Here is a 6,541-nt window from a genome sequence, read left to right on the forward strand (position 1 = left end):
AGTGTCGGCGGGGTCGGCGGTCCCGGTGTGAGCGGGAAACGAACGCTGCGTCAGGGCAGCAGCGAGGACTCCCCGCGGCCCCACGCGGCCAGCATCCCGCCCGCCGCCACCTCGTCGAGGTGGTCCAGAGCACGCATCCCGAACACCACGTCCGCCGCGAGATGCGGCTCCCGGTTCACCAGATCCCCCACGACGTCGTGGCGCATCACCTGCTCGTGGACCGCGTCGGCCTCCACGTGTTCGGCGTAGAAGTGCACGCATTCCTCCGGCGCCCCCAGCCTGCGCAGGCCCGCGACCAGTCGCGCGGACCCGGGGGACGAGGTGATCTCGATGGCGGCGAAATGCCCGATCGCGGCGCCGCGCAGGGACCGGTGCAGCCCGAACAGTGACATCAGGTTGACGGTCGACAGCGTCGCCGCCGACACCCGGTCGAGGTACCCCAGGTAGCCGGGGTCCAGATCGGCGGCCCGCATGAGATCGGCCCAGAGCTGCTGGTGGACCCGCTCTCCGCGCCCGCCGCCGAACTCGTCGAACTCCACGGCGACGAACGAGGCCTTGGCCTGCCCCTGCAGCCGCGGGATGGCGAACGCGTGGGGATCGCCCTCCTTCAGGTGGTAGAGCGACCGGTGGGCGAAGTACTCGCGCAGCTGGTCCCAGGTGCCCTCGTCCTTGAAGTACCAGGACGGGCCCGTGCCGGAGGTCGCCTCGACGGACAGTGCGTCCATCTCGGCCACGGGATCGTCACCCGGCTCGACCGCTCCCCGGAGATGATCGAGGAACAGGGTCTCCAGCGCGCGACGGAGGCGCAGGAGTTCGGGGTCCCACTCCAGGTCGGAGTCCACGCCGGCGAAGCCCCGGTAGTGGAGCTCATAGAGCGTGTAGAGCGCGAGCTGGAGGTCGCGACCCATCGGATCTGTGTCCGCCGAGACGTCCGGGAGCCCATCGGTCCGGCCCGTCGCCAGCGCCGTGACCACGGCCTCCGAGAGCGGCCCGCTGCCGACGGGCAGGGCGGGGGCGGAGGCCGGGGACGCGATCTGGGTCGGGGCGGCTGTCATGTGACTTGTCTACCCTCTCGGGCGGTCATCCTCCACCGTGGACGTCCCCCCGGCGCCGTTCGCGTCGTCCTCGGAGTTCCCGGGGCCCCCGGAGTTCCCGGAGTCCTCGGAGTTCTCGGACTCGATCCGCTGGCGCTCCCGCTGCTCCCGACGCTCGCCGGCTCGCCGCTGATAGTCGTCGAACATCGTGCGGCGTTCGTGCCACCGGAGACTGTAGGTGGCCGCGCGGACCACGTCCTCGTCGTCGAAGTTCGACCCCAGCGCGCCGGCGAACGCCCCGAGGCAGGTGGACAGCCACGCCAGGCGGAAGTAGTCCGAAACACTGACGGGCCGCCCGAGCTGGGTCTCGAGGTAGCCAGCGTCCAACACCACGATGGCCAGCACGAACATCGCCACCAGCAGGGCGAGGAACATGATTCCCACACCGACGCCGACCGTCAGCACGGTGGCCGCGTTGTCCATCCGCCGATGACCCCGTCCGAATTCGTCATCGGAACGGGTCCACATCCCGTTGCGCAGAATCAGCCAGGACACCAGCGTGAGGACACCCAGCACGCCGATCAGCAGCAACCGCATCGGATGTAGTGCCACCGCCAGGGAGGCGATGCTGCCGTAGAAGACGCCGAAGGCGCCGGTGCCCGCCCCGGCGGCGACGACACCGGCTAATCCTGTCACCATCCGGGTGGGCCTGTTGTTGAGCACCATCCCTCCGAGTAGCCGGATCCTGCTCATCGCCCCGCTGCACGTGGCGGGGGGAAGATCGTCCGAACCGGACGGGCCGACACCGTCCCGGCGAGTGCCCGCCCTCACCAGGCGACGAAGGAGCGCCCTGACCTTCGCCTTCACCCGGACTACGCCGAGCACCGGCAGACATACCAGCGCGGCGGCAGTGGAGTCGTTGACGTCGTACAACACCGGGTCCCCGCCGGATCGGCTCGGCAGATCAGTCAGGTAGACGACGAAATCCCACGAGTGCTGCTGCAACAGACGGGGTGCGTGCTCGGTGAGTCGGACCTCGCCGTCCGGACCGAGCGGGAGTGTTTCCCGGGCGACCTCGACCCGCCACCTCCCCCCGAGCTCGCGGGTCAGATCGTCGGCGAGGTCGTCCGCGATCGCGGCCGCCACCCTGTCGGGCGCACCTGGGTCCGCCATGAGTCCGACGGTCGAGTACGTCCCCTCGTCACTCTGCTCGTGCTCACTCACTTCTGATACCCCCTTCCGTCACTCCCCGCGGTGAAGCCGCGCGAACGCGTCGAAGATGCGGGCACCGTGGGGCAGTGCCGCCTCGTCCAGGACGAACCCGGGGTGGTGCAGGTCGGTCTCCTCGGACTCCCCGTCCCACACCCCCAGCCGCAGGTAGACGCCGGGGATCTCCTCGGTGTACCAGGCGAAGTCCTCGCCGCCGCTGGACTGCACGGCCGTACCCACCCCGTCCGGTCCGAGCACCTGCTCGACCGCGGACGCCGCCAGGTCGGCGCAGGCCTGGTCGTTGACCACCGGTGGCACACCCTGGACGTACTCCACCTCGGCGCGTAGCCCGTACGTCGCGGCGATCGACTCGACGGCCCCGCGGACGACGGGTTCCGCCGTGGCCCAGACGTCGCGGTCGGCGCTGCGCAGGGTGCCCCACAGCTGGCCCGAGTCGGGGATGACGTTGGGAGCCGTCCCCCCGGCCTTGATCGAAGCCCAGGTCAGGACCGTGCCCGAGCGCGGGTCGATGGTCCGGTCCACCACGGCGGTCACCCCCGTGACGATCTGCGCCAGCGCGAAGACCGTGTCCTGGGTCTCGTGCGGCCGCGCCGTGTGGCCTCCGTTCGAGTGGACGGTGACGCCGATCTTGGCGTTGGACGACGTGATGGCGCCGCCCGTCACCCCCACCTCGCCGACGCGGCGGTGCGGATCGCAGTGCAGCGCGAGGATCCGGTCCACGCCCTCGACCACGCCCTCCTCGACGCACTCCTTGGCGCCGCCCGGCATGGTCTCCTCGGCCGGCTGGAAGATCAGGCGCACGGGGCGCGGTGGCGGGTCGGCGACCAACATCTCGGCCGCCCCCAGCAGCATCGCGGTGTGACCGTCGTGGCCACACGTGTGGGCCACCCCGTCGACCTCCGAGGCGAAGGACTCGCCGGAGTCCTCGCTCATCGCGAGCGCGTCGATGTCCGCGCGCAGGGCCACGACGTCCGTCGCGGTGGCGCCCTCGGCGGCCGGGACATCGCACCACAGGCCGGTGCCGATGCGGAACCGGGTCGGCCGCAGCCCCATCGACCGGAGCTCACCCTCGATGTAGTCGGTGGTCTCGGTCTCCTCGTAGGACAACTCGGGGTGGGTGTGGATGTGGCGCCGCCACCCGATCAGTCGCCCCTCGAACCCGCCCGCGTCGGCGGTGTCACCCTTCTTGCGTCCGAACACCGAACACCTCCTGACAGAAGTCGACCACCCGGTCCCCGAGCAGCTGCCTGTTGGCCAATTTCACGAACTCGTGACCCTCGTCCTCGAAGAGCAACACGTCCACCGGTACCCCGCGGCGCCGCAACGCCTCGACCGCCTGTTCGGTCTCGCTGAGCGGCACGTTGGTGTCGTGCGCGCCGTGGACGAAGAGCACGGGCACGTCCACGTGGTGGTACAGGTGCAGGGGCGAGGCCTCCCTGAGCAGTTCACGCTCCTGGAGTGGGTTGCCGTACTTGGGGTACGCGGCGGCGGCGATCCACGGCTCGGTGGTGCGGTAGAAGGTCTGGAGATCACTCATCCCACACGCCGCGATCCCCCCGCGCCAGCGCCCGGGATGCCGCACCAGGGTCGCGTTGACCAGGTACCCGCCGTACGAGCGGCCCGAGACCACCGCCCGGTCGGGGTCGGCGATGCCCTGCTCGACGAGGTGCAACAGCGCGTCCTCGACATCGTCGATCCCCGCGAAGCGGCCGTAGCGGTCGTCGGCGTGGCTGAAGAAGCGGCCGGACCCGGTGGACCCGCGCACGTTGGGCTCGAAGTAGGTCACACCGATGTCCAGGTACCGGCGGGCGAGGTCGTTGTACCCCGGTCGGGACTGCCCCTCGGGCCCGCCGTGGAGGTGGACCACCGTGGGCGTCGGCTCGTCGGCCGGATCGGCGCGGTACAGCCACCCCGAGAGTTCCAGACCGTCGCGGGCCGTGAAGCGGACCAGCTGCGGGACCGGGTCCGGTTGCCTCGGGGGCTCCCCCGTCCACCTCCGTCGCTCCACGTCGTACATCACGATGCGCGGTGGCTGGTCGAGACTCTGGACGGTGAGCGCCAGCAGACGCCCGTCGGCGGTGAGCGTGGGCGAGGACGCGACCACGTCGGGCAGTGGCGGTCTGACGATCACCCGTGGTCGGCTCCGGCGCAGGTCCAGGACCTCGATCTCCGACAGTCCCCCGCGGACGTTCCACAGCAGCACGGCGGTCGTGCGGTCCAGGCTCACCTCGACGCGATCGAGGTCGGCGTCCTCCCGGTAGGCGAGCGGCCACGACTCCGTGAACTCCTCGTCCGCCTCCACCGCGAGCAGTCCCATCCGGTCCGCGGAGTGATCACTGCGCACGATCATCCTCATGGGCCGGTCACCGCCGCCGGCGTCGAGTATCACGCCGGCGTCGGTGGTCGACCCGGTGTCCACGGGCAGGAGCGGCCACCACCGGCCGTCCGGAACGATGCGGAGCAGTTCGCGGTGGCCGCGCGCCCCGACCCGGAACAGGGCCGCCCCGTCGCGGGCGTGGACGAGCGCGCCTCCCATCCGGGAGTCGACGATCGTGCTCTCACCCGTCTCCGGGTCCACCAGCCTGCCCTCGGCCAGCCCCTCGGAGTCGAAGGCGGTCAGGGCCAACAGATCGCCGTCCCAGCAGACGATCTGCTCGGTGGCGTCGTCGTGGGTGTCGATCGGATAGACGTCCCGGTCCGCGGGGTCGGTCGTGACCAGCCAGATCCGCTCGCGCTCGCCACCGTCGGGGGCCACCTCGCAGGCCAGCCACTTGCCGCTGGGCGAGTACGCGACGCGTCGCACCGGTCCGTTGACGGGAAGGACCACGTCGCGTTCCGGACCGGCCCCGTCCAGGCCACCGAGGCCGAGAGGCCGTTGGACCGCGCGTGGGTAGCCGGTGCGCTCGGTGACCACGCACGCCAGCATCGAGCCGTCCGGGGACAGGCAGGGCGAGGTGGTGTGCCGGATCTCTCCCGGCCCCCCGACGGCGTCGTCGGGCGGGCCGGCGAGGTCCAGCGACTCCGCCTCCTCGGTGATCTCGGTCGTGTCATGCACGGTGGATCCAGGTGTCCTTTCCCCCGCCCCCGCTCGAGGCGTTGACGACCATCGTGCCCGCCGGGGCCACGCGTGTCAGTGCGACGGGCGGGGCGGAGGCGAGGATCTCACCCGAGGCCCCGCTCCGGAGCATGACGAACGCCCGCATGTCGACGTGCCTGCGCTGCAGTTCGTGACCGTTGAACGTCGGCAGTGTGGACAGGGACTGGACCTCCTGGGCGACGAATCTCTCACCGTGCCGCCGCAACTCGTCCCGCCGCTCGTCGAGCTCGCGGGGAGAGCACTCCGGGCCCACGGTGATGCCGGAGCCCCCGTACCCGTCGATCGGTTTGACCACCAGTTCTCCGAGGCGGTCGAGGACCTGCCTGCGCTGCTCGGGGTCCGAACAGACATAGGTCTCGACCTGGCCGATGAGGGGTTTCTCGCCCAGGTAGAAGTCGATGATCTGCGGCACGCGGGCGTAGATCGCCTTGTCGTCCGCGGCGCCGTTCCCGGGCGCGTTCACCACGGCCACGCCGCCTTCCGCCATCGCGCTGAGGAGTCCGCGCCGCAGCACCGTTCCGTCCGCGCCCGCCGACGACAGCAGCATCTCCTCGTCCATACGGACGTAGAGCACGTCGACTGCGGTGCGGTCGCCACCGTGAGCCCGCCAGAGGCGGCCGTCGTCGACCGTCAGCTCGTCCGGGGTGACGATCTCGCCGCCGATCGCCGCCGCGGCGTTGTTGAGGTCGAAGGCCTCGCGCTCGTCCTCGGCGATCACCACCGCGATGGCGGGATCGTCGACGCCGCCCGGTGCGGCGGCACGCAGCGTCTCCGACAGCATCTCCAGGCCGACCCGGGGATCGTGGACCTCGGACCGCGCGCCGAACTCGGGGAAGCCCTCGCTGATCCGGTCGCGCAGGGCGACCGCCATGGCCAGACCCCCCGCCATCCGCAGGTTGTCCTCGAGGACGACCCACTCGCCGGGGGCGGTGGAGACCAGGTCGACGCCGCACACCGGCGCGTGCAACGCCCCCTCCGGGACCGACCGGCCGGTGGGCCGGAAGCCCGGGGCGCGGTCGAGGGCCTCGGCGGGGACGATGCCGGCGCGGATGATCTCACCGGGACCGTAGATGTCCCGGAGGAACAGCTCCATCGCCCGGGCCCGTTGTTCTATTCCCGCCGAGATCCGGGCCCACTGGTCCGCCGGGATGACGCGCGGGACCGCGTCCAGCGGGAACAA

At 71.2% G+C, this 6,541-nt stretch carries 5 protein-coding genes; all 5 read right to left on the reverse strand.

What is annotated here, in order from left to right; all coding sequences use genetic code 11:
* Positions 1-50: 50 nt before the first annotated feature.
* Positions 51-1,055: an iron-containing redox enzyme family protein gene (locus G6019_RS00245; protein ID WP_182626874.1), complete on the reverse strand. Its 1,005-nt coding sequence runs from the start codon at positions 1,053-1,055 to the stop codon at positions 51-53.
* A 9-nt stretch (positions 1,056-1,064) separates the two neighbouring features.
* A complete protein-coding gene (locus tag G6019_RS00250; protein ID WP_182626876.1) occupies positions 1,065-2,258 on the reverse strand; it encodes a hypothetical protein in 1,194 nt (397 codons plus the stop codon).
* A gap of 18 nt (positions 2,259-2,276) precedes the next feature.
* Complete coding sequence (locus G6019_RS00255; protein ID WP_107757807.1) at positions 2,277-3,464, reverse strand: M20 family metallopeptidase; 1,188 nt, start codon at positions 3,462-3,464, stop codon at positions 2,277-2,279.
* Positions 3,442-5,319 carry an alpha/beta hydrolase family protein gene (locus G6019_RS00260; protein ID WP_107757808.1) on the reverse strand — a complete coding sequence of 626 codons (1,878 nt, stop codon included), beginning with the start codon at positions 5,317-5,319 and terminating at the stop codon, positions 3,442-3,444. Before G6019_RS00260 ends, G6019_RS00255 begins: the two co-directional genes overlap by 23 nt.
* Positions 5,312-6,541 (reverse strand): circularly permuted type 2 ATP-grasp protein (locus tag G6019_RS00265; RefSeq protein WP_182626878.1); only part of this gene is annotated, 1,230 nt, incomplete at its 5' end. The genes G6019_RS00260 and G6019_RS00265, both read right to left, overlap by 8 nt.

The organism is Dietzia sp. DQ12-76 (genome assembly GCF_014145045.1).
In the GTDB taxonomy this organism is placed as follows: domain Bacteria; phylum Actinomycetota; class Actinomycetes; order Mycobacteriales; family Mycobacteriaceae; genus Dietzia.

Bases quoted from the DNA above. Each gene is read 5' to 3' on its own strand.
- G6019_RS00245 (WP_182626874.1), bottom strand. From the start codon at position 1,055: ATGACAGCCGCCCCGACCCAGATCGCGTCCCCGGCCTCCGCCCCCGCC.